27 protein-coding genes are annotated in these 25,123 nt (G+C 71.1%); 11 read left to right on the top strand and 16 right to left on the bottom strand.

What is annotated here, in order from left to right:
• Positions 1–15: 15 nt before the first annotated feature.
• Positions 16–927 carry a helix-turn-helix domain-containing protein gene (locus ACQKIP_RS11115; protein ID WP_365861603.1) on the bottom strand — a complete coding sequence of 304 codons (912 nt, stop codon included), beginning with the start codon at positions 925–927 and terminating at the stop codon, positions 16–18.
• 118 nt (positions 928–1,045) lie between these two features.
• Here ACQKIP_RS11115 and ACQKIP_RS11110 point away from each other — a divergent pair, with 118 nt between their 5' ends.
• Both ACQKIP_RS11110 and ACQKIP_RS11105 read left to right on the top strand, forming a co-directional pair.
• Entirely contained in the window at positions 1,046–2,122 is a 1,077-nt protein-coding gene (locus ACQKIP_RS11110) for an NAD(P)-dependent alcohol dehydrogenase (RefSeq protein WP_365861605.1), read from the top strand.
• Positions 2,123–2,316: 194 nt separating this feature from the next.
• The gene (locus tag ACQKIP_RS11105) at positions 2,317–2,703 is read left to right on the top strand and encodes a VOC family protein (protein WP_365861607.1); all 387 of its coding nucleotides are present in this window, start codon (positions 2,317–2,319) and stop codon (positions 2,701–2,703) included.
• On the opposite strand, the gene ACQKIP_RS11100 is transcribed toward ACQKIP_RS11105, so the two are convergent.
• Positions 2,700–3,506 carry an alpha/beta fold hydrolase gene (locus ACQKIP_RS11100; RefSeq protein ID WP_365861608.1) on the bottom strand — a complete coding sequence of 269 codons (807 nt, stop codon included), beginning with the start codon at positions 3,504–3,506 and terminating at the stop codon, positions 2,700–2,702. The two genes, ACQKIP_RS11105 and ACQKIP_RS11100, sit on opposite strands and share 4 nt — an antisense overlap.
• Before the next feature lie 43 nt (positions 3,507–3,549).
• On the opposite strand from ACQKIP_RS11100, the gene ACQKIP_RS11095 reads away from it, so the two are divergent.
• Both ACQKIP_RS11095 and ACQKIP_RS11090 read left to right on the top strand, forming a co-directional pair.
• A complete protein-coding gene (locus ACQKIP_RS11095) occupies positions 3,550–4,452 on the top strand; it encodes an aminoglycoside phosphotransferase family protein (protein ID WP_365861610.1) in 903 nt (300 codons plus the stop codon).
• Positions 4,453–4,601: 149 nt separating this feature from the next.
• Positions 4,602–4,973, top strand: a complete 372-nt coding sequence (locus ACQKIP_RS11090) for a helix-turn-helix domain-containing protein (protein WP_427742832.1) — start codon at positions 4,602–4,604, stop codon at positions 4,971–4,973.
• 4 nt (positions 4,974–4,977) lie between these two features.
• Here the strand turns inward: ACQKIP_RS11090 and ACQKIP_RS11085 are convergent, their stop codons facing one another.
• The 4 genes from ACQKIP_RS11085 to ACQKIP_RS11070 all read right to left on the bottom strand — a co-directional run bounded on the left by ACQKIP_RS11085 (position 4,978) and on the right by ACQKIP_RS11070 (position 8,334).
• On the bottom strand, positions 4,978–5,586 hold the full coding sequence (locus ACQKIP_RS11085) for a ClpP family protease (protein ID WP_365861612.1): 609 nt from the start codon (positions 5,584–5,586) through the stop codon (positions 4,978–4,980).
• A 4-nt stretch (positions 5,587–5,590) separates the two neighbouring features.
• On the bottom strand, positions 5,591–6,232 hold the full coding sequence (locus tag ACQKIP_RS11080) for a ClpP family protease (protein WP_365861614.1): 642 nt from the start codon (positions 6,230–6,232) through the stop codon (positions 5,591–5,593).
• Between the two features lie 131 nt (positions 6,233–6,363).
• Positions 6,364–7,068 carry a peptide-methionine (S)-S-oxide reductase MsrA gene (gene msrA, locus ACQKIP_RS11075; protein ID WP_365861615.1) on the bottom strand — a complete coding sequence of 235 codons (705 nt, stop codon included), beginning with the start codon at positions 7,066–7,068 and terminating at the stop codon, positions 6,364–6,366.
• A gap of 147 nt (positions 7,069–7,215) precedes the next feature.
• Positions 7,216–8,334 carry a hypothetical protein gene (locus ACQKIP_RS11070; protein ID WP_365861617.1) on the bottom strand — a complete coding sequence of 373 codons (1,119 nt, stop codon included), beginning with the start codon at positions 8,332–8,334 and terminating at the stop codon, positions 7,216–7,218.
• 90 nt (positions 8,335–8,424) lie between these two features.
• Here ACQKIP_RS11070 and ACQKIP_RS11065 point away from each other — a divergent pair, with 90 nt between their 5' ends.
• A complete protein-coding gene (locus ACQKIP_RS11065) occupies positions 8,425–9,579 on the top strand; it encodes a cystathionine gamma-synthase (RefSeq protein WP_365861619.1) in 1,155 nt (384 codons plus the stop codon).
• Positions 9,580–9,595: 16 nt separating this feature from the next.
• Here ACQKIP_RS11065 and ACQKIP_RS11060 read toward each other — a convergent pair whose 3' ends face one another.
• From ACQKIP_RS11060 to ACQKIP_RS11050, 3 genes are all read right to left on the bottom strand, one after another.
• Positions 9,596–9,850 (bottom strand): hypothetical protein, encoded by a 255-nt coding sequence (locus ACQKIP_RS11060; protein ID WP_365861620.1) that lies wholly within the window; start codon positions 9,848–9,850, stop codon positions 9,596–9,598.
• Positions 9,847–10,329, bottom strand: a complete 483-nt coding sequence (locus ACQKIP_RS11055) for a sigma factor-like helix-turn-helix DNA-binding protein (protein WP_365861622.1) — start codon at positions 10,327–10,329, stop codon at positions 9,847–9,849. The genes ACQKIP_RS11060 and ACQKIP_RS11055 overlap by 4 nt, the downstream gene beginning before the upstream one ends.
• 94 nt (positions 10,330–10,423) lie before the next feature.
• On the bottom strand, positions 10,424–10,927 hold the full coding sequence (locus ACQKIP_RS11050) for a MarR family winged helix-turn-helix transcriptional regulator (RefSeq protein ID WP_365861624.1): 504 nt from the start codon (positions 10,925–10,927) through the stop codon (positions 10,424–10,426).
• 145 nt (positions 10,928–11,072) lie between these two features.
• Here ACQKIP_RS11050 and ilvA point away from each other — a divergent pair, with 145 nt between their 5' ends.
• From ilvA to ACQKIP_RS11035, 3 genes are all read left to right on the top strand, one after another.
• A complete protein-coding gene (gene ilvA, locus ACQKIP_RS11045) occupies positions 11,073–12,302 on the top strand; it encodes a threonine ammonia-lyase (RefSeq protein WP_365861626.1) in 1,230 nt (409 codons plus the stop codon).
• A 213-nt stretch (positions 12,303–12,515) separates the two neighbouring features.
• The gene (locus ACQKIP_RS11040; RefSeq protein WP_365861628.1) at positions 12,516–13,538 is read left to right on the top strand and encodes an ATP-binding cassette domain-containing protein; all 1,023 of its coding nucleotides are present in this window, start codon (positions 12,516–12,518) and stop codon (positions 13,536–13,538) included.
• A complete protein-coding gene (locus ACQKIP_RS11035) occupies positions 13,535–14,401 on the top strand; it encodes an ABC transporter permease (RefSeq protein WP_365861630.1) in 867 nt (288 codons plus the stop codon). Before ACQKIP_RS11040 ends, ACQKIP_RS11035 begins: the two co-directional genes overlap by 4 nt.
• A gap of 112 nt (positions 14,402–14,513) precedes the next feature.
• Here ACQKIP_RS11035 and greA read toward each other — a convergent pair whose 3' ends face one another.
• Positions 14,514–15,011: a transcription elongation factor GreA gene (greA, locus tag ACQKIP_RS11030; RefSeq protein ID WP_365861632.1), complete on the bottom strand. Its 498-nt coding sequence runs from the start codon at positions 15,009–15,011 to the stop codon at positions 14,514–14,516.
• A 201-nt stretch (positions 15,012–15,212) separates the two neighbouring features.
• Positions 15,213–15,620, bottom strand: coding sequence for a DUF4307 domain-containing protein (locus tag ACQKIP_RS11025; protein WP_365861634.1), 408 nt, complete (start codon positions 15,618–15,620; stop codon positions 15,213–15,215).
• A gap of 167 nt (positions 15,621–15,787) precedes the next feature.
• Between ACQKIP_RS11025 and mca the strand changes: the two genes are divergently transcribed.
• Both mca and ACQKIP_RS11015 read left to right on the top strand, forming a co-directional pair.
• A complete protein-coding gene (gene mca / locus ACQKIP_RS11020) occupies positions 15,788–16,669 on the top strand; it encodes a mycothiol conjugate amidase Mca (RefSeq protein ID WP_365861636.1) in 882 nt (293 codons plus the stop codon).
• A gap of 19 nt (positions 16,670–16,688) precedes the next feature.
• Positions 16,689–16,958 (top strand): hypothetical protein, encoded by a 270-nt coding sequence (locus ACQKIP_RS11015; protein ID WP_365861918.1) that lies wholly within the window; start codon positions 16,689–16,691, stop codon positions 16,956–16,958.
• On the opposite strand, the gene ACQKIP_RS11010 is transcribed toward ACQKIP_RS11015, so the two are convergent.
• Positions 16,955–20,155, bottom strand: a complete 3,201-nt coding sequence (locus ACQKIP_RS11010) for a tetratricopeptide repeat protein (RefSeq protein ID WP_365861638.1) — start codon at positions 20,153–20,155, stop codon at positions 16,955–16,957. The two genes, ACQKIP_RS11015 and ACQKIP_RS11010, sit on opposite strands and share 4 nt — an antisense overlap.
• A 271-nt stretch (positions 20,156–20,426) precedes the next feature.
• Positions 20,427–20,993, bottom strand: coding sequence for a Uma2 family endonuclease (locus ACQKIP_RS11005; RefSeq protein ID WP_365861640.1), 567 nt, complete (start codon positions 20,991–20,993; stop codon positions 20,427–20,429).
• Positions 20,994–21,234: 241 nt separating this feature from the next.
• On the opposite strand from ACQKIP_RS11005, the gene ACQKIP_RS11000 reads away from it, so the two are divergent.
• Positions 21,235–23,244: a thioredoxin domain-containing protein gene (locus tag ACQKIP_RS11000; protein ID WP_365861642.1), complete on the top strand. Its 2,010-nt coding sequence runs from the start codon at positions 21,235–21,237 to the stop codon at positions 23,242–23,244.
• Between the two features lie 191 nt (positions 23,245–23,435).
• Here the strand turns inward: ACQKIP_RS11000 and ACQKIP_RS10995 are convergent, their stop codons facing one another.
• From ACQKIP_RS10995 to ACQKIP_RS10985, 3 genes are all read right to left on the bottom strand, one after another.
• The gene (locus tag ACQKIP_RS10995; protein ID WP_365861644.1) at positions 23,436–24,185 is read right to left on the bottom strand and encodes a Mut7-C RNAse domain-containing protein; all 750 of its coding nucleotides are present in this window, start codon (positions 24,183–24,185) and stop codon (positions 23,436–23,438) included.
• A 41-nt stretch (positions 24,186–24,226) separates the two neighbouring features.
• Entirely contained in the window at positions 24,227–24,865 is a 639-nt protein-coding gene (locus ACQKIP_RS10990) for a TetR/AcrR family transcriptional regulator (RefSeq protein WP_427742820.1), read from the bottom strand.
• A gap of 92 nt (positions 24,866–24,957) precedes the next feature.
• Positions 24,958–25,123: hemolysin III family protein (locus ACQKIP_RS10985; RefSeq protein WP_427742830.1), on the bottom strand; the 166-nt coding region annotated here is incomplete at its 5' end.

Raw genomic sequence — 25,123 nt, 5'->3', positions numbered from 1 at the left:
GCGCGGCGCGGCGGGCTACTTGTTCTTGCCCGCCGCACCGGCGCGCGTCGCGTCCGCGCCCCAGCTCGCGAGGAGCCGCAAGGCTTCGGCCGACGCCGAGTCCGGCTCCGCGTGGTACGTCACCAGTGACTGATCGTGGTCCTCCGGCAGACGCAGCGTCTCGAACGACAGGGTCATGTCGCCCACCAGGGGATGGTGGAAGCGCTTGACGCCGTGGCCCTTCTCGCGCACGTCATGCGTGGCCCACAGGCTGCGGAACTCCTCGCTCTTCACGGAGAGCTCGCCGACCAGCGCGGAGAGCTGCGGATCGTTCGGGAAGCAGCCCGCCTCCATCCGCAGGAAGCTCACCATGTCCGACGCCTTCTGGTCCCAGTCCCGGAACAGGGCGCGCGACTCGGGATGCAGAAAACAGATCCGCGCCCAGTTGCGCTCCTCAAGCGGCAGCGCGCCCCAGTCGCCGAAGAGCGCGGCGGCCATGCGGTTCCAGCCGAGGATGTCCGAGCGGCGCCCGACCACATAGGCGGGCACGCCCTCCATCGCGTCGACGAGCTGGAGCAGCGCGGGCCGCAGATGCTGCGGGCGGGCCGCACGCTTCTTCTTGTGCTGCTTGGGCTTGGCCAGATGCGTCAGGTGCGCGTGCTCGGCGTCCGTCAGACGCAGGGCACGGGCGATCGCGTCCAGGACCTCGCCCGAGACATTGCGGCCGTTGCCCTGCTCCAGCCGGGTGTAGTACGCCACCGAGACCCCCGCGAGCTGCGCCAGCTCCTCGCGGCGCAGCCCCGGCACCCGCCGGTGCCGCCCGAAATTCGGCAGCCCGACGTCCTCCGGCTGCAACCGTGCCCGGCGGGTGCGCAGGAACTCGCTGAGCTCGGCGCGCCCGTCCAGGGGCTCGGGGGCGGGGGTGTGCGCTGGCTGGTCGGCGTCCATGCATTCCAGTATCCGGGGTCCTACGCAGACAAGCCTGTCCCCGTCAGTAGTAGGACCACTGGACGTAGGCAGAGCTGTGACCTGGGTAGATGCCCGTATGGCTGGCACGGTGGATTGCATGACCGCACAGACCAGCACCACCAGCACGGCAAACACCACCACCGTTTCCGCGTACGCCGCCCCGTCCGCCAAGGCCCCCCTGGAGCGGACCACCATCCCGCGCCGCCCGGTGGGCGAGACCGACGTACTGATCGACATCAAGTACGCCGGAATCTGTCACTCGGACATCCACCAGGCGCGCGACGGCTGGGGCGAGGGCATCTTCCCGATGGTGCCGGGCCACGAGATCGCCGGTGTCGTCACCGAGGTCGGCTCCGCCGTCACCAAGTTCTCCGTCGGCGACCGCGTCGGCGTCGGCTGCATGGTCGACTCCTGCCGCGAGTGCGACAACTGCAAGGCGGGCCTGGAGCAGTACTGCGACAAGGGCAACATCCAGACGTACAACGCCCTCGACAAGAACGGCGAGCCGACCTACGGCGGCTACTCCACGCACGTCGTCGTGGACGAGGCCTTCACCGTCCGCATCCCCGACGGCCTCTCCCTGGACGTCGCGGCCCCGCTCCTGTGCGCCGGCATCACCACGTACTCCCCGCTCCACCGCTGGCAGGCGGGCCCCGGCAAGAAGGTCGCCGTCGTCGGCCTCGGCGGTCTCGGCCACATGGGCGTCAAGATCGCGCACGCCATGGGCGCCGAGGTCACCGTGCTCTCCCAGTCCCTGCGCAAGAAGGACGACGGCCTGCGCCTGGGCGCCGAGCACTACTACGCCACCAGCGACGACGCCACCTTCGAGCAGCTCGGCGGCTCCTTCGACCTGATCCTCTCGACGGTCTCCGCGCCGCTGCCCCTGGACAAGTACCTGGGCCTGCTGCGCCCGGAGGGTGCCTTCGTGAACGTCGGCGCCCCCGAGGAGCCCGTGTCCCTCAACCTGTTCTCCGTGATCGGCGGAGGCAAGACCCTCGCGGGTTCCATGATCGGCGGCATCAAGGAGACCCAGGAGATGCTGGACTTCTGCGCCGAGCACGGCCTGGGCTCCGAGATCGAGCTGATCAACGCCGACCAGATCAACGAGGCGTACGAGCGCGTCCTCGCCAGCGACGTGCGCTACCGCTTCGTGATCGACGCGTCGACGATCTGAGGCAGCAGCGGGCCACCGAAAGGGGCCGGGCCGGGTACGCGCCACAGCCGTGGCCGGAACTCGACTCGGCCCCTGGCCCTAGGCCGCATTGCGCAGCAGGCGGGGGGCCGGGTGACCGATGCGGGGCGGGCGGGCCGTGCCTAGTGTGAAGGGCGTCAGCACGGGCACTCCGACGCACAGGAAGAGGTCGCACGATGACCGTCGAGCTCAATCACACCATCGTCGCCGCGAAGGACAAGAAGGCCTCCGCCCAGTTCCTCGCCGACATCCTGGGCCTGGAAGTGAGCCCCCAATACGGCCCGTTCATCCCCGTCGAGATCCCCAACGGCGTCACGCTGGACTACATGGATGCCGGCGACCGGCCGATCACCCCCCAGCACTACGCCTTCCTGGTCTCCGAGGACGACTTCGACGACATCTTCGGCCGCATCAAGGACGCGGGGCTCACCTACTGGGCCGACCCGCACCACCACACCGTCAAGGAGATCAACACCAACGACGGCGGCCGGGGCGTGTACTGGGACGACCCGAACGGCCACAGCCTGGAGATCCTCACCAGGCCGTACGGCAGCGGCAGCTAGGAACTGCCCTCCTGCGCGAGGAAGTCGAGCACGAGTGGCGTCGCGACATCCGCGAACTCCTCGAAGTACGCGTGCCGCGCACCGGGGACGAGCCGCATCCGGGCCCCGGCGATGCGCTGCGTGAGCAGGGGCGCGTTGGCCGTCGGATTGAACACGTCGTCGGTGCCGTGCACGACGAGCGTCGGGGCGGTGATCCGCGCCAGCGCGTCCCAGGCGTCGTGCCGCGAGCTGGCGCGCAGATGGCGGCGGCGCGCGTGCGGCGGCATGGCCGGATCGCCGAGGGTGTGGAACACCGGCTTCCCGGAGGCGCGCTCCCGCTCGGCGATCCAGCCGGGCGTGTACATCAGCTCCAGGAGGGCACGGCGGGCCGCCGCCGCATCCGGCTGGCTGAGGGCGGCGCGCACCTCGGGCCCGCGCTCGACGCCGTGCGGCGCCCCCGGCGACGTACAACCGAGCACGAGCCGGTCGACCCGCTCCGGATGGTCGGCGGCGATCCACTGGGCGACGCGCCCGCCCATCGACGTGCCGTACACATGGGCGCGGTCGATGCCCGCGTGGTCGAGCACGGCGACGACGTCACGGGCGAAGCCGGGGGTGCTGTAGCTGTCGGTGTCCGGGCGCCCGCTCTCGCCGGTGCCGCGCCAGTCCAGTACGACGGTCCGGTACGCGGCGGCGAAGTCGTCCCGCACCGGGTCCCACCAGCGGCGGTTGTTGGACTGCCCGCTGAGCAGGACGAGGGGGCGGCCGGAGCCGTGGACTTCGTAGTGCAGGGCGGTGCCGTCGGCGGCTTCAGCGAGGGGCATGGGACGAACGGTAGCCATACACCGCCCTGGCTAGGGTGCCGGGATGATCGAGACACCCGAGGCCTTCGCCGCGAGCACCGTCCAGCGGGAGGGGGAACGCGGCCGTGCCTGGCTGGCGTCCCTGCCGGAACTGGCCGGGGAACTGCTCGACCGCTGGGACTGCGAGCCGTCGGCGCCGGTCACGCACGGGCAGGTCGGCGTGATCATCCCGGTCCTGCGCCGGTACGACGGGACGCCCGCCGTCCTGAAGATCTCCTTCCCGCACCCCGGCAACGTCCACGAGCCGGACGCGTTCACCGTGTGGGCGGGGCGGGGCGCGGTCCGCCTGCACGAACGGGACGATCCGCGGTTCGCGATGCTCCTTGAGCAGGCGGGTCCCGGCTCGCTCGCCGACGAGCCGGACGCCGACGCGGCGCTGACCGCCGCGGGCCTGCTCGCCCGGCGGCTCGCCGTGCCTGCGCCCGCGGGACTGCCGCGGATGAGCGCGCGGTGCGAGGAGTGGGAGCGCGAACTCAGGGACGACGACAAGGAGCTGGGCTCGCCCCTGGACTCCCGCCTGCTCGACGCGGCCATCGCGACGCTGCGGGAACTGGGCCCCGACCAGCCGGACACCCTCATCCACGGGGACCTGCACGTCGGCAACGTCCTGCGGAGCGAGCGCGAACCGTGGCTCGCCATCGACCCCAAGGGGTACGCGGGCGACCCGGCGTACGACTCGATCACGCTGCTCCACCACCGCTTCGAGGAGCTGCTGACCGCCGCTGATCCGAAGGCGGCCGTCCTGCGCCGCCTCGCCGTCTTCTCGGACGCCGCCGGGATCGACCCGGAGCGGGCCAGGCGGTGGACGCAGGCGCGAGCGGTGACGATGGCGTACTGGGGTCGGCTGCACGGTGATCCGCAGTGGCGGATCCTGGCGGCGGACGGTCTTGCGGAGGCGCTCGTGTAAGAGCTGCGCTCAGGGATTTCGCCGGGGGCGCAACGCTCATCCCTTCCGGTGGGCCGTGCGGCTCCTAACCTGAGGGGGTGAGCAGCCACGAGCGGAACCCCGAGGGAAAGCCCGAGCCCGCGCAGGCCGACGAGCGGGGGGCGCGCGTCATCCCCCTGCGCCCGCGCTCGCGCCAGGCGGACCAGACCCCCGTGCGTACGACTCCCGTGTCCCCTCCCCGGTCCCCGGCGGCGAAAGAGCCGCTGTGGCGGGACATCGTCGGTGACGTCCTGCGCCGCGAGCGCCTCGCCCAGGAGCGGACGCTCAAGGACGTGGCGGAGGCCGCCCGCATCTCGATGCCGTACCTCTCCGAGGTGGAGCGCGGCCGCAAGGAGGCCTCGTCCGAGGTCCTCGCGGCCGGCGCCCGTGCCCTCGGACTCAGCCTGGCGGACCTGCTCTCCCTGGCGCAGGGCGAGTTGACGCGCCACGCGCAGGCGGCAAGGCCGCGCCCGCGCCAGGGAGACATCCGCCTCGCAGCCTGAGGGCTCAGGCCGCCGCAGCCAGCTGCCGCCGGCTGAGCACCTCGTCCGCAAGGCCGTACGCCACCGCGTCCTGCGCGGTGAACACCTTGTCGCGGTCCATGTCCGCGCGCAGCGTGGCGACATCGTGCCCCGAGTGCCGGGACAGGACGTCCTCCACCTGCGAGCGGATCCGCACCATCTCCTTGGCCTGGAGGGCGAGATCGGAGACCGTGCCCTGCCGCCCGCCGCTCGCGGGCTGCCCGAGCAGCACCCGCGAGTGTTCGAGCACGAACCGCCGCCCGGGGTCGCCCCCGGCGAGGAGCACGGCGGCGGTGGAGGCGGCCTGCCCGACACAGAACGTCGAGATCGGGGCGCTGATGAAGCTCATGGTGTCGTAGATGGCCATGAGCGAAGTGAAAGAGCCACCGGGGGAGTTGATGTAGATGGCGACTTCGCGGTCCGGCTGGGACGACTCCAGATGAAGGAGCTGCGCGATGACGACATTGGCCACCCCGTCGTCGATCTCGGTCCCCAGGAAGATGATCCGCTCCGAGAGCAGCCGGCTGTAGACGTCGTAGGAGCGCTCGCCCTGCGGGGTGCGCTCGACGACGGTCGGAATCGTGTACTGGCTCATGCCCTCAGACCCCCAGTCCCATCCGCGGCTTGCTCGCCGCGGGCCGCACGTCGGCGAGTGAATCGAGCACGCGGTCGACCATCCCGTACTCCCTGGCCTGCTCGGCGGTGAACCACCGGTCCCGGTCGCCGTCCCGCGAGATGGTCTCCTCCGACTGCCCGGTGTGCTGGGCGGTGAGCCGCTCGACGGCCTTCTTCGTGAACTCCAGGTTCTCGGCCTGGATCGCGATGTCGGCGGTGGAGCCGCCGATGCCCGCGGAGGGCTGGTGCATCATGATCCGCGCGTTGGGCAGGGCGTAGCGCTTGCCCGCGGTCCCGACGGTCAGCAGGAACTGCCCCATGCTCGCGGCGAATCCCATGGCCAGGGTCGACACGTCGTTCGGGATGAGGCGCATGGTGTCGTAGATGGCGAGCCCCGCGGTGACGGAGCCGCCGGGGCTGTTGATGTACAGACTGATGTCGGTCCGCGGGTCCTCGGCGGAGAGCAGCAGCATCTGCGCGCAGACCCGGTTCGCGGACACCTCGTCGACCTGCGTCCCCAGGAAGACGATCCGCTGGGTCAGCAGCTGTGCGGCCAGATGATCGTCGAACCGGGTCGAGGACGTCTCGTCCTCGGAGGCTCGGGGGGCGCTGACGATGGGTTGCATCGATCGTCCTCCAGACGGTGGGAGCGGCACGCCTGCCGGCCGCTGTCCCACCACCTTCGGACGCCCGCCCCCGTCGCGTCAGCGATCTCTGCCCGCGGCAGATCTGCCCACGGCAGAGGGGCCCGTCCCGGTCAGCCGTCGGAGGGCGCCGGAGCGATTCCCGTCGGGCAGGCCCGGCCCCAGTTCGTCTCCGAGGGGCTGTCCAGCTGAAGGCCGGTGCCGCCGATTCCGCAGTACCCGTCGGGGTTCTTGTCGAGGTACTGCTGGTGGTAGCCCTCGGCGGGCCAGAACGGGCGGGAGGCCGCCGGGAGGATCGTCGTCGTGATCGTGCCGTGGCCCGCGGCGTTCAGGACCTGCTGGTAGGCGTCCAGGGACGCCACCGCGCCCGCTTCCTGCTCGGCGGAGTGGGTGTAGATCGCCGAGCGGTACTGGGTGCCCACGTCGTTGCCCTGGCGGAAGCCCTGGGTGGGGTTGTGGGACTCCCAGAAGAGCTTCAGGAGCGCGGCGTACGAGACGCGGGTCGGGTCGAAGACCACGCGGACCACTTCCGCGTGACCGGTCAGGCCCGAGCAGACCTCCTCGTACGAGGGATTTTCCGTGTAACCGCCCTGGTAGCCGACGTACGTCGTCCAGACGCCCTCCGTCTGCCAGAACTTGCGCTCGGCGCCCCAGAAGCAGCCGAGCCCGAAGTCCGCGATCTCCAGGCCGTCGGGGTACGGGCCCAGGAGCGGGTTGCCGAGGACGGTGTGGCGGGAGGGGACGTCGAATTCGGGGGTCGCGCGGCCCTTCAGGGCCTGCTCGGGGGTGGGGAGCTCGGGCGTGCGGCCGAAGAGCATGGGGCTGTCCTCCTGGGACGCTCTGGTGGGGCGTGGCTAGCGGCTTTCAGGTCAACGTGTTCGGACGTGGCCGCATTCCTGGCCGAACGACGGGCGGGCCGGGCGTCGGGCCGGCGGGGCTTCGGTCCTGCCGGGCGGCGGGCCGCCTCAGTGCGACAGCGTCGCCGGGCTGCCGCCGTTCGCCTCGTACCCCGCGACGGCGAGGGCGCGGTACACCGCGTAGTCCGCGGCCGGGTCCGGGGAGACCGTCCAGGGCAGGGCGCCGACGTGGCCGTCCACGTGGACCAGCTGGTTCATCGCCTCCGCCCAGCGCTCGCAGCGGACCAGGAAGAAGACCAGGAGGTGGCGCACGTGCGCCAGCATCGGGTCGTCGGGGCGGGCCGAGTGCACCGCGTACAGCGCGCCCTCGACCGCCTTGGTGACGACCTCGCTCTCGTAGAAACCGCGGACCAGATTGACCTCGGGGAGGTGTTCGTACACCGCGAAGAGCGGGAGCGCGGCCAGGAGCGAGCCCTTGGGGGCGCGGGCCGCCGCGGCCTCCGCGAAGTTGTTGGCGAGGTCACGCGAGCCGTGCCACTTCTCGCACCAGTAGTGCAGGGCCGCCAGATGCGCTCCCATGTGCGCGGGCGCGCGGTCCAGGATCTTCAGCCACAGCTGCTCGAACTCCTCGCGGGAGTAGGCGAGTCCGCGGGCGATGGAGAGCTCGATGATGTACGGAACCGGGTCGCCGGGGGAGAGGAGCGCCGCTTGCGCGCAGGCTTCCTTCGCCTCCTCCAGGATGATCCGGAACTCGTCCGTCCCGGACGTCGACGACCGCCAGGCCTGCTGGACCAGGAACTCCGCGTGCACCGCCGCACCGCCCGCGTCCTTGGGCGCCTCGGCCCGCCACACGCGCAGCCACTGCCCGCCGGGCTGGTCGCTGACCCCGCCGGGACGCTGCTGGAGCTCCAGGGACGCCGCGCCCGCGAACGCCTGGACGCGCTGCCAGCGCACCTCGCCGTGGATCTCGGTGCCCGCGAGCAGCTGCGAGGCCGCTTTCCAGCTCTGGGACTGCTGGACCACGTCAAGGACGTCCAGGAGGTCGTGGTCCGGACCCGGCATGCGGATGTCCAGCTCCTCCTGCCGCGCGAAGCCGTAGTCCGCGGGGTCCGCGGCGTCCGGTGAACCGGGGGCGACCTGGCGGATTCCGCCGCGCCTGCGCAGCAGGACAGGGCCGAGCACCGCCCCGATCATGATCGCCGCCATCAGCACCCAGAGAATTTCCATGAGTACAAGCGAACCAGACTGGTCTGACACTTGGCGAACCAGTCTCGAACTCGCCGGGCCGCACTCCGTCCCGGACTAGGCTCTGGCCGCATGAGTGACACGTTCAGGAGCCAGAATTTCGAGACCGCCGCGATCCACGCGGGCAACACCGCCGACCCGCTGACCGGCGCGGTCGTCCCGCCGATCTACCAGGTGTCGACGTACAAGCAGGACGGCGTCGGCGGGCTGCGCGGCGGCTACGAGTACAGCCGCAGCGCCAATCCCACCCGCACCGCTCTGGAGGAGAACCTGGCCGCCATCGAGGGCGGCAACCGCGGGCTCGCCTTCGCGTCGGGTCTCGCCGCCGAGGACTGCCTGCTGCGTACGCTGCTCGGTCCCGGCGACCACGTGGTCATCCCCGATGACGCGTACGGCGGCACGTTCCGGCTCTTCGCCAAGGTCGTCTCGCGCTGGGGCGTCGAGTGGTCGGTGGCCGACACCTCCGACCCGGCGGCGGTACGGGCCGCGGTGACCGACCGTACGAAGGCGATCTGGGTGGAGACCCCCTCCAACCCGCTGCTCGGCATCACCGACATCGCCGCCGTCGCCCAGGTCGCCAAGGAGACGGGCGCCCGCCTCGTCGTCGACAACACCTTCGCGAGCCCCTACCTCCAGCAGCCCCTCGCGCTCGGCGCGGACGTGGTCGTGCACTCCCTGACCAAGTACATGGGCGGGCACTCGGACGTCGTGGGCGGCGCGCTCGTCGTCAACGACTCGGCGCTCGGCGAGGAGCTGGCCTTCCACCAGAACGCGATGGGCGCGGTGGCAGGCCCCTTCGACGCGTGGCTGGTGCTTCGCGGCATCAAGACGCTGGCCGTGCGGATGGACCGGCACTGCGAGAACGCGACGAAGATCGCCGAGATGCTGACGCGGCACGCGCGCGTGACGCGCGTCCTCTACCCCGGTCTTCCGGAGCACCCCGGTCACGAGACCGCGGCCAAGCAGATGAAGGCGTTCGGCGGGATGGTGTCCTTCCAGGTCGCCGGCGGCGAGGAGGCCGCGGTCGCGGTCTGCGACCGCGCGAAGCTGTTCACCCTGGGGGAGTCCCTTGGCGGCGTGGAGTCCCTGATCGAGCACCCCGGACGGATGACGCACGCGTCGGTGGTGGGCTCCGCCCTGGAGGTCCCCGCCGACCTGGTGCGGCTCTCGGTGGGCATCGAGAACGCGGACGACCTGCTCGCCGACCTCCAGCAGGCGCTGGGCTAGGAGCCTTGGCGCCCGGTCACCAGCGGGTCAGGGGTGGAGTCGTCTCCGAAGGCTGCTCCACCCAGGGCTGGGCGACCGACGCCCAGATCACGAAGGCGACCGCCGCCGCGAGCAGCAGCAGCCAGAGCAGCCGGCGCAGCGCCCTTCTGCGGCGCAGCATGCGGCTGCCGCGGCGGACCGCGCCGTCGTGGAGCCCGGGCGGGACCGAGGGGGGCGTGCCGTCGTCCAGGAGGCGGCGGACCGCGTCCTCCTTGCGGTCGAACTGGTTCACGACGGGGCCGCCTCTCCCACGGGACGCGGCGGCGCGGGGCCGCGCGTTGGATGCAGGACCGTCTCCATCGCGCGGGCGCAGATCGTCCCCACCCGCTCGGCGGGCAGGCCGAGCAGCGCGGCAGCCTGTTCCTCGGCGACGCCCTCGTACAGCCGCAGTACGAGAATCAGCCGCTCCTGGGGCGTGAGCCGGGCCAGGACGCCGCCGTGGCCGCGGTGCCTGCGCCAGGCGCCGCGGGCGAACCGGACGGCCAGCTGCTGGCGGGTGCGGTCGTAGGGATCCTCGCCGCGCATCCGGTCCCAGGTCGCGTACGAGTGCGCAAGGGACGCGGTCAGCAGGGCACGCGCGCGTGGGTTGGCGTCCGGTGGCTCGGCGGTGAGCAGCGTCGCGGCGTGCAGCAGCCTGCCTGCCGCGCCCGCGACGAATGCCTCGAACTCCCGGGCACGGCGGGCGTTCAAAGACGCCTGCCGCTCGCGCACCGCGCCTCCCGCCTGGAGGGGACCGGCCCCCGGTCTCATATGAGGCCAGGCACACGGCCGGGGTCAATAGGCAGGAGGGGCCGGAGCGCCGGCCTCAGGAAGCGGGCGTCTCCGGCGGCGTCTGCGCGGTCTGCCGGGCGGAGAGGGCGGAATTGAAGCGCGTGAGGAGCGTGCAGAAGCTTTCGCGCTCCTGCGGGGACCAGTCATCGGTCAGCTCGGCCATGAGGTCACGCCGCGAGGAGCGCACCTCATTGAGGCGCGCCTCGCCGCGCGGCGACAGCTGGAGCACCACGGCGCGGCCGTCCTCGGGGTGCGAGGTGCGTTTGACCAGGCCGGTGTCGACCAGCGGGGCGACCTGCCGGGTGACCGTCGACGAGTCGATGCCCATGCTTGCCGCGAGCGCCTTGACGCCCATCGGCCCCTCCTTGTCGAGGCGGTTGAGCAGCAGATATGCGGCGCGGTCCATGGAGTTGCGGACCTGTCCGACGCCGCCGAGGCGTGTCTGCTCCGCACGGCGGGCGAACACGGCCACCTGGTGTTGCAGCGTGTCGAGGAGGCCGGGATCGCTGGCGGTCGTCATGTCCGGAGTTGTGGGCATGGCCGGGGGCTCACTTCATGCGAGGGCGATGGGTTGGGGGACAGGGTACGCGGCCGGGAGGCGAGGCGTACCGGCGCTGCGCAAACCAGTCTCGGCACGTGGTCACCACAGGAGGACCCTGCTGTGAACTGGGAGACTGGCCGTCATGAGCTACCGCACGCCTCACTCCTTGCCGTCGGTCACCCTGGACGACGTGCGCGGTGCCCAGAAGATGCTCTCGGGTGTGTCCAGGGTGACGGCCATGGAGGGCAGCAGGCACCTGTCACAGCTGGTGGGCTCGCCCGTCCACTTCAAGTGCGAGAACCTCCAGCGGACGGGTTCCTTCAAGCTGCGCGGTGCGTACGTACGGATCGCGGGGCTGCTGCCCGAGGAGCGCGCGGCCGGGGTGGTGGCCGCCAGCGCGGGCAACCACGCGCAGGGCGTGGCCCTGGCGTCCTCGCTCCTGGGCGTGCGCTCCACGGTCTTCATGCCGGTGGGCGCCCCGCTGCCCAAGGTCGCGGCGACCCGTGAGTACGGCGCCGAGGTACGGATGCACGGCCAGGTGGTCGACGAGACGCTGGCCGCCGCGCAGGAGTACGCGCACGAGACGGGCGCCGTCTTCATCCACCCCTTCGACCACCCCGACATCATCGCGGGGCAGGGCACGGTGGGCCTGGAGATCCTGGAGCAGTGCCCCGAGCTGCGCACCCTGGTCCTGGGCGTCGGCGGCGGCGGGCTCGCCGCGGGCATCGCGGTGGCGGTCAAGACGCTGCGCCCGGACGTGAAGCTGATCGGCGTGCAGGCCGCGGGCGCGGCGGCGTACCCGCCCTCGCTCGCCGCGGGGCACCCGGTGTCCATCGAGAACCCGGCGACGATGGCCGACGGCATCAAGGTCGGGCGCCCCGGCGACGTGCCGTTCCGGATCATCGAGGATCTGCTCGACGACGTGGTCACCGTCTCCGAGGACGAGCTGTCCAGTGCGCTGCTGCTCTGCCTTGAGCGGGCCAAGATGGTCGTCGAACCGGCGGGCGCGAGCCCCGTCGCGGCGCTCCTGAGCCGGCCACAGGAGTTCGAGGGCCCGGTGGTCGCGCTCCTGTCGGGCGGCAACGTGGACCCGCTCCTGATGCAGCGGATCCTGCGCCACGGCATGGCCGCCGGGGGCCGCTATCTCTCGCTGCGCCTGCGTCTGACGGACCGGCCGGGGGCCCTGGCCACGCTCCTCGGGGTGTTGTCGGTGGTCGACGCCAACGTCCTGGACGTGAGCCATGTGCGGACCGATCCGCGCCTCGGGCTCACGGAGGCGGAGGTGGAGTTGCAGCTGGAGACCAAGGGCCCCGCACACTGCGTCGAGGTCGGCACGGCTCTGCGCGAGGCGGGCTACACCGTCATCGACTGACGGCTCCGCACAGCGCGGGCAGCGGCGGAAAATCCCGTACGCGCCCGGTCGTTCCCCGCTATTTTGCGTTGTCCACAGGCTCTGCAAACCCCGTTGTGGAGACGCGATGTATCGCGTTATGGTGTGTCTCACGTCACTGGTCGCCGGGCGAGTACTACCCGGCAAATTTAAGCTTTTCCGTAGGAAGTAACCCAAACCACTGGGAGAACCCACATGCCAGGCGCCATCTACGCCGAAGGCCTTGTGAAGACCTTCGGCGACGTAAAGGCTCTGGACGGCGTCGATCTGGATGTCCCGGAAGGCACCGTGCTCGGTCTCCTCGGGCCGAACGGCGCGGGCAAGACCACGGCGGTGCGCTGTCTGACGACGCTGCTGACCCCGGACCGCGGCCGGGCGGTCGTCGCGGGCATCGACGTGCTGAAGCATCCGAACGAGGTGCGGCGCTCGATCGGGCTCTCGGGCCAGTTCGCCGCCGTCGACGAGTACTTGACGGGCCGCGAGAACCTCCAGATGGTCGGCCAGCTCTACCAGATGAAGGCCAAGGAGGCGAAGGTCAGGGCGGGCGAGCTGCTCGACCGGTTCAATCTCGCCGACGCCGCGGACCGCCCCTCCAAGACGTATTCGGGAGGTATGCGCCGCCGCCTCGACCTTGCGGCCGCGCTCGTCGTGTCACCCCCAGTGATGTTCATGGACGAGCCGACGACGGGGCTCGACCCGCGCAACCGCCAGCAGCTCTGGGAGGTCATCCAGGAGCTGGTGTCGGGCGGCACGACCCTGCTGCTCACCACGCAGTACCTCGAAGAGGCCGACCACCTGGCGCACGACATCTGCGTCGTCGACCACGGCCGGGTCATCGCGCGCGGCACCTCCGACCAGCTCAAGGCGCAGACCGGTGGCGAGCGCGTCGAGGTCGTGGTGCACGAGCGCGAGCACATCACCCCGGCCGAGGAGGTCCTGCGGGGCCTGGGCAAGGGCGACGTCGCCGTCGAGAGCCACACCCGCAAGCTCACGGTCCCGGTCTCCGGCGGCGCCAAGCTGCTCGCCGAGGTCATCCGCGAGCTGGACATGCGGGGGGTCGAGATCGACGACATCGGGCTGCGCCGCCCGACCCTGGACGACGTGTTCATCTCGCTGACCGGCCACGTGGCGGAGGCGGCGCCGAACGGCGGGGACGGCGAGGTCGGCGAGGTCGGCGGGGACGCCAAGGACGCCAAGGACACGGAGGACGCGAAGTGAGCGCTGTATCCGACACCCCGCAGCTCCTGGCGCCCCGTCCCAAGGGCGGCATCGTCCAGTCGGTCAGGGACTCCCTCGTCGTGGCCAAGAGGAACCTGATCCGCATGACCAGGATCCCCGAGATGATCCTCTTCGGGGTCATCCAGCCGGTGATGTTCGTGGTCCTTTTCACGTACGTCTTCGGGGGTTCCATCAACATTCCGGGTGCGCCCGCGGGCAGCGCGAGCGCCTACAAGGAATTCCTGATGGCGGGCATCTTCGCGCAGACCGTCACGTTCGCCACGGCGGGCGCCGGCGCGGGCATCGCGGACGACATGCACAAAGGCCTGATCGACCGCTTCCGGTCGCTGCCGATGGCGCGCGGCGCCGTCCTCACCGGTCGTACCCTCGCGGATCTGGTGCAGACGGCCGTGACCCTGGCCGTGCTCGCGGTGGTGGCGCTGATCGTCGGCTGGCGCACGCACGAGAACATCGGCAAGGTTCTCGCGGGCTTCGGCCTGCTCCTCCTCCTCGGGTACGCGTTCACGTGGATCGGCGCACTGATCGGCCTGTCCGTGCGGACCCCCGAGGCGGCGACCTCGGGCGGACTGATCTGGCTGTTCCCGCTGACCTTCATCTCGAACGCGTTCGTGCCGGTCAACGGAATGCCCAGGTTTCTGCAGTACGTCGCCGAGTGGAACCCGTTCAGTGCCACGGTGGCGGCAGCCCGGGAGCTGTTCGGCAACACCATCGAGGGTGTTCCGAAGTCGGTCACCGGAGCCTGGCCGATGGAGCACCCCGTCTGGGCCTCGCTGATCTGGTCCGTGATCATCATCGTGGCGTTCCGCACGCTCGCGGTCCGCAAGTACCGCCGGGCGGACTAGAAGTACCGCCGGGCGACTGGAAGCACCGCCGGGCGGACCGGCCGGGCCCGGACACGCGAAAGGCCCCCGCACCTCGCGTGCGGGGGCCTTTCGTGCGTCGCTGTCGCGGGCCTCAGGCCTGGTACGGCTTCGCCTGGAGGATCTTCACCGAGGCCAGCTTGCCGTTCGGCAGTTCGTACTGCGCGTCCTCGCCGATCTTCTTGCCGTTCACACCGCTGCCGAGCGGGGACTGCGGCGAATACGTCTCGATATCGGCGCTCGCGTACTCGCGGGAGGCGAGCAGGAACTGCAGGGTGTCGTCCTCGTCGCCGTCAAAGGCGATCGTCACGACCATGCCGGGCGCGACCACGCCGTCCGCGGCCGGCGCCTCACCGACCTTCGCGTGCTCCAGGAGCTGGGTCAGCTGGCGGACGCGGAGCTCCTGCTTGCCCTGCTCCTCCTTGGCCGCGTGGTACCCGCCGTTCTCGCGCAGGTCGCCCTCCTCACGTGCCGCCGCGATCTTCGTAGCGATCTCGGTGCGCGCGGGACCAGACAGGTACTCAAGCTCGCCCTTGAGCTTGTTGTACGCCTCCTGGGTCAGCCAGGTGACGTTCTCGCTGGTCTGGGTCACAGGTGCTCCTCGTAGGTACTGGGAATACAAAGCATCGCCCTACCCAGAAGGATGTTCCCTCACGGGTGGGCGAAACCACGAGCCTAACAATTCAGGCGCGTGAGGGGGAGGACATAAGCCATCAGAAATACGTCGACGCAGGTGAGAGCAGGTACACCGGGGGCGTCGGACGGCCTGCGTGACGCAGGGGGAGAGCCGGCGTCAGTCCGAGTGGCAGCCGAGCAGCTCGGCGCTCGTCCCGCGGGCCTTCGTGCGCAGCGTGACGACCTTGTCGATCCGTTCCTGGCGCTGGTCGAAACGGAAGTCCGCCCGGCCCACCTCTTCGCCGTCCTCGGCCTGGGACCGCAGGGTGCAGTAGCCCTTGGCGTCCGCGTCCTTGCGCACCTCCAGGTGCACCTCGACCGCGCTGTCGGAAATGACGTCCCACTTGATCATTTCGCCGCTGACCTTGGTGCCGGACACGTAGTCGTAGCCGAACCAGCCGACCATCAGGAGGAGGAGCGCACCGAGGACCGAGCCGATGATCTTCAGCTTCCGGTCCGCGCGTTCGTCGGCGGTCCGCGACTGGCCGTAACGGCCGTCGGGGGCCTTCTCGCTCACGGCCGCCATGATCGTCCTCCTGGAAAAGGGATGCCGGAATTTTCCGCCCCCCGGTTCCGTCACTATAGAAGCCTCCCGCCCGCCACCCGACCGCCGCCCCGCACCGACGCCCCTGCGGGACGGCACCTGTTTACCGCGCCATATTGACCGGGCGCCCAATGACTGAGGATCGAGTCTTGACTGAGCAGCTGCGACTGATGGCCGTGCACGCCCACCCTGACGACGAGTCGTCGAAGGGCGCGGCCACCATGGCCAAGTACGTGTCCGAGGGGGTGGACGTGCATGTCGTGACCTGCACGGGCGGGGAGCGCGGCGACATCCTCAACCCCAAGCTCCAGGGTGACAAGTACATCCAGGAGAACATCCACGAGGTGCGCCGCAAGGAGATGGACGAGGCGCGCGAGATCCTCGGCGTCAAGCAGGACTGGCTCGGCTTCGTCGATTCGGGTCTTCCCGAGGGCGACCCGCTGCCGCCGCTGCCCGAGGGCTGCTTCGCCCTCGAGGACGTCGACAAGGCCGCCGGTGAGCTGGTCCGGCAGATCCGCTCGTTCCGTCCGCAGGTCATCACGACGTACGACGAGAACGGCGGCTATCCGCACCCCGACCACATCATGACCCACAAGATCTCGATGGTGGCCTTCGACGGCGCTGCGGACGCCGAGAAGTACCCGGAGAGCGAGTTCGGGCCGGTCTACCGGCCGCTGAAGCTCTACTACAACCAGGGCTTCAACCGGCCGCGCACCGAGGCGCTGCACCAGGCGATGCTCGACAAGGGCATGGAGTCGCCCTACGGGGACTGGCTCAAGCGCTGGGACGAGTTCGAGCGGGTCGAGCGCACGCTGACCACGCACATTCCCTGCGCCGACTTCTTCGAGGTCCGGGACAAGGCACTGATCGCGCACGCCACGCAGATCGACCCCGAGGGCGGCTGGTTCCGGGTGCCGATGGAGCTCCAGAAGGAGGTCTGGCCCACGGAGGAGTACGAGCTCGCGAAGTCGCTCGTCGATACATCCCTCCCCGAGGACGACCTCTTTGCGGGCATCCGCGACAATGCCTAGCGTGAACGTACATCTGGCAATGACGCATCTCGTCCCTCTCGCCAAAGAGGTCGACGATGACAAGGTGACCCCGGGTGTTCTCGGCTTCATCGTCTTCGCGGTGATGGCTCTCGCCGTCTGGGGGCTGATGAAGTCGATGAACAAGCACATGCGGAAGGTCGACTTCAAGGAACCCGCGGAGTCGTCCGCCGGTTCCCCGAGCTCCGCCGGTTCCCCGAGCTCCGTCGGTTCCGCGAACTCCGCCGGTTCCGCGGACCGCTCCGGTGAGTCCGAGCCCCGCAAGGGCTAGGAAGCACTCGGTACCGTCACTCCCATCACCTCCCGGGAGTGGCGGTTGGGCACCATGCCCAGGCTCCAGGCCTGCCAGCCGGCCTCCAGGTCGGCGCCGCGCTGCATGAGCAGGCCGTACGCCTCCATGTAGTCGACGAGGGCGCCGTCGCGCGTCGGGTGAGCGGCGCGGACGAGCTGGCTGAGCTCCTCCTGCGCGACGGCGGTACCGATCTCCCAGCCGCCGGGCGACGCGTACGGCAGCAGGGTGCAGCGCAGGAAGCGGGCCCAGTCCCCGCCGCGCCGGTCGCCGTACGAGGCGAACAGGGCGGCGGCCTCGTCGCACAGGGCGAGCGCCTGCTGGGCGCGGGTGTTCCCCGCGTCGACGACCGCGAGCTCCAGGCACGTCCAGGCCTCGCCGTGCGCGACGCCGATGCGCTGGAAGTCGGCGCGGGCGTCCACCAGGAGCTGGCGGGCGAAGCCGGAGTTGCGCAGCGAGCCCGTCTGGGCGGCACGCTGGTCGCGCGTGACCCGCGCCGAGTGGTGGCGCGCGCACGCCAGGCCGTACACGTCCCGCATCCGCGAGAACATCGTCCGCGAGCGTTCGAGCTCGCGCACCGCCTGGTCGAGCTGACCGGCCTCCTCCAGGGCCTGGCCCAGGTAGTAGGCGCTCCACGCCTCGCCGCGCGCGTCCTCGTTCTCGCGGTGCCGGGACACCGCCTGCCGCAGGCCGTCCACCGCGGCCGACGCGTCGCCGTCCACCATGCGGGCCCGCGCCAGCTGCGTCAGGGCCCACGCCTCGCCGCGGCCGTCGCGCGTACGCCCGTAGAGGTCGAGGGCGCCCCGCAGCTGCTCCTCCGCACGCGGTACGTCGCCCATGCGCAGGCACAGCTGGCCGAGCTGGAAGTGCGCCCAGGCCTCGCCGTGCAGGGAGTCGTTCTCGCGGTGCAGGGCCAGCGAGGCCTCCAGGAGTCCAAGGGCCTTGTTGAGGTTGGAGCGGTCGCGTTCCACCGCAGCGAGGGCGTGCATCGTCCAGGCGCGGTCACCGGCGAGCTCGTCGGCGGCCTGGAGTTCCAGGGCCTCGCTGAGCCGGGCCGCGGCCTCCGTCAGGTTGCCCTGGTGGTGCAGGGTGATCCCCAGGGAGCACAGGGCGAGGGCGGCGCCCGCGTCCTGGTGGGCCTCCATGTACAGGTCGACGACCGATGTCAGGGTCGTCCGCGCCTGGTCGAGCTCGCCGAGCTGCCGCGATGCGATGCCCGTGCGCCACTGCACGCTCCGGGTGAGAAGCCCCTGGTCGACGGCCTGCGCGAGCTCGCTGATCTCACCCAGGCGGTAGAGGTCGCCGCGCAGCAGGCAGTAGTCGCACAGCGCGCCCAGGAGGTGGAGCACGGCCTGTTGGTCGACGCCCTCCGCGTGCCGCAGGGCGGCCGTGATGAAGCTCGACTCGTCGTCGAGCCAGCGCAGGGCGGCGTCGAGGGACGAGAAGCCGTGCCGGTCGAACTGGCCCGCCCGCGTCGACATCTTGCCGTCGACCAGGCGGATCACCGATCCGGCGAGCTCGCTGTAGCTGACGATCAGCCGCTCCTGCGCGGCCGTGCGCTCCGCGGGCTCCTCCTCGTCGAGGACGCGGGCCAGGGCGAAGGACCGTACGAGGTCGTGCAGGCGGTAGCGGCTGCCGCGCACGTGGTCGACGAGGCCCGCGCGCGAGAGCGCGGTCAGCTGCCGGGCCGCCTCCTGCTCGTCGGCGCCGAGCAGAGCCGCCGCGGCGGCCGTCCCCAGCGACGCGCGGCCCGCGAGGGCGAGCCTGCGCAGGAGGCGGCGCGCGGAATCGGCCTGGTCGCTGTAGCGCAGCCACAGGACGCGCTCGACGGGTTCCACCGGGCCGTACGCGGCGAGGTCGGCGGCCAGCTGGCGCGGGGTGCGCGCGCCGATCGAGGACCCCGCGACGCGCAGGGCGAGCGGAAGGCCGCCGCACAGCTCCCGCACCGCGTCCTCCGACTCGGCGTCGTAGGGCCCGGACGTGTCCTGCGCGGCCTCCCGCAGCAGCTCCTCCGCGCCCGCCGCGTCCAGCGGCTCCACCGGCAGCTGGTGCACCCAGGCGGGCAGGTCGGCGGGGAGTTCGAGGGGCTTGCGGGCGGTGACGATCACGAGGCTGTCGGAGCGCTCGGGCACGAGGGTGCGCACCTGCTGCGGGTCGCTCGCGTCGTCAAGTACGACGGTCACCGCGAGCCCGGTCAGATACTGGTGGTAGAGCTCGCTGAGCCGTTTGACCTGCTGCTCCTGCGAGGAACGCTCCCGGAACAGCAACTGCTCGCGCGGGGCGCCCAATCGATTCAGCAGATGCAGGAGCGCGTCGCGCGTGGACAGCGGCTGGGAGCTCTCGCCCCGCAGGTCGACGACGCAGGCGCCGCGGAACTGGTCCCGCAGGTCGTGCGCGGCCCGCACGGCGAGCGAGGAGCGCCCGGAGCCCGGCGCGCCGTGCAGCACGACCACGGTGGGCCGGGTCTCGGTGCTGGCCCGCGCGGCGTGCACCCACTGGGCGACCCGCGCGAGCTCGGCGCGGCGCCCGGCGAAGTGGCCCTCCGGCTCCGGAAGTTGCGTGAAGGACTGCTCCAGTACGGTGCGCCTGCGGGCCGCCGCGCTCTTGTCCGTGCCGCGCAGTTGGGGCGCGGCCTTCTTCTTGCCGGTCCCGGAGGACGCCTGGAGCACCCGCTGCTGGTCGAGGAAGGGCCGGATGCCCCGCACCTCAAGAGCTGTCAGCCATTGCAGCCGCAGTTGCTCGGGCCCGCCCGGCTGGCTGAGCGCACCGGCGCGGCGGCTGGCCGCCGGCACATGGGCCGCGGTGACCTTCAGGACGGTGGTGGCGGCGCCGATGACACCGACGGCGGCGCCCGCGCCCAGCGCGGTCGAGGTCTCCGTCCCCAGGGCGAGGTCGGCCACACACGCCGCCACGGCCGCAACGACGGCCACGAGCAGGGGAGTTCCCGCGCCCTCCTTGGCGTAACGCTGCCCGAAGGAGAGCTGCCCGGCCTCCGACTCGTCGACGGCCTGCGTATAGGCCGCGTACTCCTCCTCGGCGGCCTGCCCCATGGCGTCGAGCGAAGCCCGGGCCCGCGAGAGCAGCACCCCCGCGTCGATGCGCCCGCCGGAGCGCCGCACCTCTTCCTCCACCGCCCGCACCAACAGCCGCTCGGCTTCGGCCCGATGGCTGTCCCGCATATGGGTCCCCCTCCGAGAGCAATAGTCGCCTGCGGTCACAAGTGTCCTGCGTACAGCGCTCCGGCGCGAGGTACTCCGCGGATCACGTGGGACAGTCCGCGGATCCGGGGGCCGGGTGAGCGAGGCGCACGGAGCCTCGCTCACCCGCAGCACGGTGGCCAACTGGACCGCCTTCTCACACGCAGTCCCGCACCCCCACGTCCGTCGGCTTCAACTACGCCCGACGCTTGTTTGTCCCCGAAATCCGCACCCGGCGTCCCTCGATGCGCTGTCAGACGGCTCCCAGGTCGACAGTGACGGAGAAGGGCGCAGCAGTCTTGATCGCGCCGGTGAACATCTCGCCGTCCCGGTAAGCCTTGGTCGCCGGGTCGAGGACGTACGTGTAGATGATCGGGATACCGGTGGCGGCCTGTTCGACCCGCCAGTAGAAGGGGATGCCTGCCTTGGCGTACTGGTCCACCTTCACGATGCGGTCGGTGGTCTCCGAGCCGGGCGATACGACTTCGACGACCAGGAGCACGTGTTCGGGGCGGGTGGGTGTGAGGTCGATGGTCTCCGCCCGGTAGACGATGACGTCCGGACGGCGGTTGGTGAGCGGAACGTCCTGCAAACGGACGTCGAAGTCCGTGTCGGCGTTCCAGTCCGGGCCTGCGGCAGCGTCCAGGGCATTGGCCAGGATCCGGGCCAGCCGGTTGTGCCGCTTGGACGCGCTCGGGCTCACGACGACCATTCCGTCCACGATCTCGATGCCGGCACACTGTTCCTCGGACCAGGAGTCGTACTGCTCCGCGCTGATCTGGCTGTGCATCCACGCGGGCGCCACCATCTCGGCGGTCATGGTGGGCCTCCTTCGAGGAGCATCAACGGTTCCAGCGCTGCTGGGCTCAGCCTACTGGGGCTGGTCGCAGCCCGCCGGACGAGGCGAGCCGTCCCAATTGCATTCTTGCCCCGAGTGAGTTGTGACGGGTGGGAAGCCGGTCCTTCACCGTGTGCCTGCGCGAAAGCGCAGTTCGGCCAAGCGGGGCAGAGCATGTGCGGGCCCCGTTGGCGGGGGCGGGTGCTGTGAGAGGCTGGAGCGCATGAACCGGCTAGCTGGCGTGACCTCGCCGTATCTCCTTCAGCACGCTGACAACCCGGTCGACTGGTGGCCCTGGATGCCGGAGGCATTCGAGGAAGCACGGCGGCGTGATGTGCCCGTCCTGCTGTCCGTCGGCTACTCGGCCTGCCACTGGTGTCACGTCATGGCGCACGAGTCGTTCGAGGACGACGACACGGCCGCCTTCCTGAACGCGAACTTCGTCAACGTCAAGGTCGACCGCGAGGAGCGGCCCGACATCGACGCCGTCTACATGGAGGCCGTGCAGGCCGCGACCGGCCAGGGCGGCTGGCCCATGACCGTCTTCCTCACCCCCGACGCCGAGCCCTTCTACTTCGGCACCTACTTCCCGCCCGAGCCCCGGCACGGCATGCCGTCCTTCCAGCAGGTCGCCGACGGGGTGCGGCGCGCCTGGGCCGACCGGCGCGACGAGGTCGACGAGGTCGCCGGGAAGATCGTCCGCGACCTCTCCGAACGCCAGCTCGCGTTCGGCGCCGACGAGCTGCCCGGCGAGGACGAGCTCGCCCAGGCGCTGCTCGGCCTGACGCGCGACTACGACGCGACGCAGGGCGGCTTCGGCGGCGCGCCCAAGTTCCCGCCGTCCATGGTCATCGAGTTCCTGCTGCGGCACTACGCCCGCACCGGCTCCGAGGGCGCCCTCCAGATGGCCGCCGACACCTGCGAGCGGATGGCGCGCGGCGGCATCTACGACCAGCTGGGCGGCGGGTTCGCGCGGTACTCCGTGGACCGCGAGTGGGTCGTGCCGCACTTCGAGAAGATGCTGTACGACAACGCCCTGCTGTGCCGCGTCTACGCCCACCTGTGGCGGGCCACGGGATCCGACCTCGCGCGGCGCGTCGCCCTGGAGACCGCCGACTTCATGGTGCGCGAACTGCGCACGAACGAGGGCGGCTTCGCCTCCGCGCTCGACGCGGACAGCGAGGACGCGGTGAGCGGCAAGCACGTGGAGGGCGCGTACTACGTATGGACGCCGGAGCAGCTGCGCGAGGTGCTCGGTGATGACGATGCGGAGATCGCCGCCGCGTGCTTCGGGGTGACGGAGGAAGGGACCTTCGAGGAGGGCGCCTCCGTGCTCCGGCTTCCGGTGGACAGCGGCGTGGTCGCGGATGCCGCGCGGCTCGACTCGATCCGGGAGCGGCTGCTCGCGGCGCGGTCCCGGCGGCCCGCGCCCGGACGTGACGACAAGGTCGTCGCCGCCTGGAACGGCCTCGCCGTCGCCGCGCTCGCCGAGGTGGGGGCGTACTTCGAGCGGCCGGATCTGGTGGCGGCGGCGGTGGGCGCCGGTGACCTGCTGGTCCGCCTGCACATGGACGACAGGGCGCGGCTCTCCCGTACGTCCAAGGACGGTGTCGTGGGCGCCAACGCCGGTGTCCTGGAGGACTACGCGGATGTCGCCGAGGGGTTCCTCGCGTTGGCATCCGTGACGGGGGAGGGGGTGTGGCTGGAGTTCGCGGGGTTCTTGCTCGATCACGTGCTCGGGCAGTTCGTGGATGCGGAGTCCGGCTCTCTGTACGACACCGCCGCGGACGCCGAGCAGCTGATCAGGCGGCCGCAGGATCCCACCGACAACGCGGTGCCTTCCGGGTGGACGGCGGCTGCGGGGGCGCTTCTGTCGTACGCGGCGCATACGGGGGCGGAGCCGCATCGGCTGGCGGCCGAGCGGGCCCTCGGGGTCGTGAAGGGGCTTGCGCCCCGGGCTCCGCGGTTCATCGGGAACGGTCTTGCAGTGGCCGAGGCCGCGCTCGACGGGCCTCGTGAGGTGGCTGTCGTCGGTGAGGTGGGGGGCGAGTTGCATCGCACCGCGCTGCTGGGGTCGGCGCCGGGGGCCGTTGTCGCCGTGGGCCCTGCGGGCAGCGACGAGTTTCCGCTGCTCGCGGGGAGGGAGCTGGCGGCGGCCTACGTCTGCCGGCGGTTCGTCTGCGACGCGCCTACCGCTGACGCGGGGGAGCTGGCGGCGAAGCTTTCGGGGTGAGGGCTCGGGGCTGAGGGCTGGGGGCGGGCCCTGCGGGGCAATGTCCCCAACCCCGCCCCTTCCCGAAAACCCGCTGGCGCGGGGGCCTTGCGTGCCGTCGTCACCGGCTCCGCCGAGTTCGTCCTCAAACGCCGGACGGGCTGAGATTCCGCCGGTCCGGGGGCGGAGCCCCTTGCGCGGCGCAGCCGCAATCAGATACAGCCGGGAAGGGGCGGGGTTGGGGAGAATTCACTTACCGCCCGCTCCACGATCCCCTCCAGCCGATCATGATGCGCCCCGCGCCAGTACACCCGCCCGCACTCCCCGCACTCCGCGAACACGTCATAAGTCCCCCGCGTGCCGCCCTCCAGCCGATCCGCCACGTCCTCCTTGCTCGCCGCCCGCAGCGAGCCGTTGCAGGCAGTGCAGCGCGACCAAGGACGCAGCGCCGGAGCGAAACGACCCAGCACATCCCGGAGTTGATCGTCCGGCGCGTCGCTGTAGACGTACGCGCCCGCCCACAGCTCCCGCCGCCGCAGCAATCCCCGGTCCCGGCTGAGCAGCACCCGCTGCTCAGCAGCCGAGCGCTTGGCGAGGGCGGGGTCGCCGATGTCCGTGCTCTCGTATGCCGCGTCGACGCCCAGGAGACGCAGCCGCCGGGCCAGCGTGCCGAGGTGGACGTCCAGGAGGAAGCGGAGAGGGGCGCCGGGCACCGGCTGGGGGCGGGGGACGGCGCGGACCTCCACCGACTCGCCCGCCGCCGGAATGTGCGAGACCGGGACCTCCGCGCCGTCCACGACGAGCGCGCCCACCTCCGTCAGCGGCACCCCGAGCGATTCGACGACGTGCCCGAGCGTGGACACGCCGTCCGTAGCTGCCGCGGTGGCGCCGCCCCTGCGCTCGTGCGGGACGAAGAGGCCCAGCTCGGGGGCGAATTGGATGAGGATCTCCGGACCGTTCATGCGGTCAGGATGGCATGGAGGGCACCCGCGGGACCCGGCATTTACGGCGCCCCGCGCCCCGACGAGAAGCCCGCCGTCAGCATGTTCAGGGTGCGGTCCACAAGATCGCCCAGGTCCTCCTCGTGGCCGTGCTCCGCCCAGTACGCCGTCGCCTCCGTCAGCGCGCCGATCAGGCCCATCGAGAAGACCCGTACCTCCAGCCCCTCCGCGTCGCGGCCGGTGCGGTCCGCGATGACGCGGCACAGCATCCGGCCGGTGACCGACATGCTCTCCAGCATCCGGGAGCGTACGGCGGGGATCTCGACCATCAGGCGGGTGCGGAGGCGGGAGACTTCCGGGTCCTCGGTGAACCCGAGGCTCAGTGCCCTGCGCAGCACGTGCCGCAGGGACTCCACGATCGGCTCGTCCGCCGGGCGCGCCCGCAGCTCGTCCTCCAGGAGTGGGTCGTACTCGTCGGTGAGGACGATGTCCTCCTTGGTCGGGAAGTAGCGGAAGACCGTCGACGCCGACACCTCCGCCGCCCCGGCGATCTGCTCGACGGTCGTGGCGTCGTACCCCTGCTCCTCGATCAGCCGGTAGGTGGCCTCACGGATCGCGATGCGGGTCTTCAGCTTCTTTCGCTCACGGAGCCCGGGAGGGGAGCAGGAAGCGGTGGTACGTGCGGCCGTCATGGCCCTCATTGTCGGGCATCCGCCGTACGAGTGCCCTTGTGCACGCAAATGGCCGCGGCTGGAGAGCCGCGGCCATGAAGAGGGGAAGGGGTCTGGGGCTGCTACCCGTGTTGGTAGGCCACCAGCGAGATGCCCACGTAGTGCACCGCGAACGCGGCCAGTGTCAGGGAGTGGAAGACCTCGTGGAAGCCGAAGAAGCGGGGGGAGGGGTTGGGGCGCTTGATGCCGTAGATCACGCCGCCCGCGCTGTAGAGCAGTCCGCCCACG

Origin of the sequence: Streptomyces sp. NPDC059900, assembly GCF_050270335.1 — a bacterium.
In the GTDB taxonomy this organism is placed as follows: Bacteria; Actinomycetota; Actinomycetes; order Streptomycetales; family Streptomycetaceae; genus Streptomyces.
The sequence above is the reverse complement of the archived record's forward strand: the minus strand, read 5'-3'. Positions and strand labels throughout refer to the sequence as shown.

Bases quoted from the DNA above. Each gene is read 5' to 3' on its own strand.
- ACQKIP_RS11115 (WP_365861603.1), bottom strand. From the start codon at position 927: ATGGACGCCGACCAGCCAGCGCACACCCCCGCCCCCGAGCCCCTGGAC.
- ACQKIP_RS11110 (WP_365861605.1), top strand. From the start codon at position 1,046: ATGACCGCACAGACCAGCACCACCAGCACGGCAAACACCACCACCGTT.
- ACQKIP_RS11105 (WP_365861607.1), top strand. From the start codon at position 2,317: ATGACCGTCGAGCTCAATCACACCATCGTCGCCGCGAAGGACAAGAAG.
- ACQKIP_RS11100 (WP_365861608.1), bottom strand. From the start codon at position 3,506: ATGCCCCTCGCTGAAGCCGCCGACGGCACCGCCCTGCACTACGAAGTC.
- ACQKIP_RS11095 (WP_365861610.1), top strand. From the start codon at position 3,550: ATGATCGAGACACCCGAGGCCTTCGCCGCGAGCACCGTCCAGCGGGAG.
- ACQKIP_RS11085 (WP_365861612.1), bottom strand. From the start codon at position 5,586: ATGAGCCAGTACACGATTCCGACCGTCGTCGAGCGCACCCCGCAGGGC.
- ACQKIP_RS11080 (WP_365861614.1), bottom strand. From the start codon at position 6,232: ATGCAACCCATCGTCAGCGCCCCCCGAGCCTCCGAGGACGAGACGTCC.
- msrA (WP_365861615.1), bottom strand. From the start codon at position 7,068: ATGCTCTTCGGCCGCACGCCCGAGCTCCCCACCCCCGAGCAGGCCCTG.
- ACQKIP_RS11070 (WP_365861617.1), bottom strand. From the start codon at position 8,334: ATGGAAATTCTCTGGGTGCTGATGGCGGCGATCATGATCGGGGCGGTG.
- ACQKIP_RS11065 (WP_365861619.1), top strand. From the start codon at position 8,425: ATGAGTGACACGTTCAGGAGCCAGAATTTCGAGACCGCCGCGATCCAC.
- ACQKIP_RS11050 (WP_365861624.1), bottom strand. From the start codon at position 10,927: ATGCCCACAACTCCGGACATGACGACCGCCAGCGATCCCGGCCTCCTC.
- ilvA (WP_365861626.1), top strand. From the start codon at position 11,073: ATGAGCTACCGCACGCCTCACTCCTTGCCGTCGGTCACCCTGGACGAC.
- ACQKIP_RS11040 (WP_365861628.1), top strand. From the start codon at position 12,516: ATGCCAGGCGCCATCTACGCCGAAGGCCTTGTGAAGACCTTCGGCGAC.
- ACQKIP_RS11025 (WP_365861634.1), bottom strand. From the start codon at position 15,620: ATGGCGGCCGTGAGCGAGAAGGCCCCCGACGGCCGTTACGGCCAGTCG.
- ACQKIP_RS11015 (WP_365861918.1), top strand. From the start codon at position 16,689: ATGACGCATCTCGTCCCTCTCGCCAAAGAGGTCGACGATGACAAGGTG.
- ACQKIP_RS11010 (WP_365861638.1), bottom strand. From the start codon at position 20,155: ATGCGGGACAGCCATCGGGCCGAAGCCGAGCGGCTGTTGGTGCGGGCG.
- ACQKIP_RS11005 (WP_365861640.1), bottom strand. From the start codon at position 20,993: ATGACCGCCGAGATGGTGGCGCCCGCGTGGATGCACAGCCAGATCAGC.
- ACQKIP_RS11000 (WP_365861642.1), top strand. From the start codon at position 21,235: ATGAACCGGCTAGCTGGCGTGACCTCGCCGTATCTCCTTCAGCACGCT.
- ACQKIP_RS10995 (WP_365861644.1), bottom strand. From the start codon at position 24,185: ATGAACGGTCCGGAGATCCTCATCCAATTCGCCCCCGAGCTGGGCCTC.
- ACQKIP_RS10990 (WP_427742820.1), bottom strand. From the start codon at position 24,865: ATGAGGGCCATGACGGCCGCACGTACCACCGCTTCCTGCTCCCCTCCC.